Genomic DNA, 1,231 nt, shown 5'->3' on the forward strand with positions numbered 1-1,231 from the left:
CCGCTACTGCGCCAATGCTGTCGCGAATGATGGACAGACCACGGCGCAAGTCGGTTTCCGTGATGGTGAGGGCAGTCATGAACTTAAGCACCTCACCGTACGAGCCGGCGATCTCGATCACCAAGCCGCGACGAAAAGCCTCCTGGGAAACCAGACCTGGCAAGGAGTGGTGCTTCGGTGAGACGAGTCCGTACATCAGACCGCGGCCTCGCACGCTCAGGCCGAGAACGGGGAAGTCCTCTGCGATCGCCCTGAGTTCTTCAGCCAAGATCGCAGACTTACCAGCGATCTCATCCTCGAACTTGGAGTCCGACCAGTAAGCTTCTAGGGCCGCACGAGCAGTGACGAAAGCATAGTTGTTGCCTCTGAAAGTCCCGGTATGCGCACCCGGCGCCCAGACATCAAGTTCAGGCTTGATGAGGATAAGGGCCATCGGGGTTCCGATTGCCGACAGGGACTTGGATAGGGTAACGATGTCCGGCACAATTGCAGCTGCTTCGAAACTGAAGAAACTGCCTGCGCGACCGACTCCTGCCTGGATGTCATCCAGTATCATCAAGATTCCATGTCGCGACGTTAGCTCGCGCAGCCGTCGCAGCCAATCAACGCTCGCAGCATTGATGCCGCCTTCGCCTTGGATCGCTTCCAGGATCACCGCGGCAGGTTTGTCGAGGCCACTGTTTGGGTCATTGAGAAGCTTTTTGAAGTAATCGATCGTGTCAACTGACGCCCCCAGATAGCCTTCGTATGGCAGCGATGTCACATGGGCGAGGGGAAAGCCGGCAGCGGCTCGGTGCTCCTTGTTTCCGGTCGCTGCCAACGCTCCAGCGCTTTCCCCATGAAACGAGTTGGTAAACGAGACGATGTTCGACCTGCCGGTCACCTGGCGAGCCAGCTTCAGAACCGCCTCGACTGCGTTCGTACCTGTGGGGCCGGGAAACTGTAATTTATAAGACAGACCACGTGGTTTCAGAATGTACTGCTCGAAAGCTTCGATGAAGGCTTTCTTGGCTGTTGTGGCAAGGTCCAGGCCATGCACGATTCCGTCGCGCTCGATATAATCCAACAGCGGCTTCTTGATTACGGGGTTGTTGTGCCCGTAGTTCAACGCGCCCGCACCGGCGAAAAAGTCGAGATATTCCCGACCGTCCGCAGCGATGAGAGTGGTCCCGACTCCGCGATCGAATAGGGCGGGGAAGGCTCGGACGTAGCTGCGCACCTCAGACTCAAG

1 protein-coding gene is annotated in these 1,231 nt (G+C 57.6%); it reads right to left on the reverse strand.

The features are described 5' to 3' along the window. Positions 1-1,231: diaminobutyrate--2-oxoglutarate transaminase (ectB, locus tag AC0L2H_RS32425; RefSeq protein ID WP_064987731.1), on the reverse strand; the 1,231-nt coding region annotated here is incomplete at both ends.

Source organism: Mesorhizobium sp. WSM4871 (assembly GCF_055811295.1).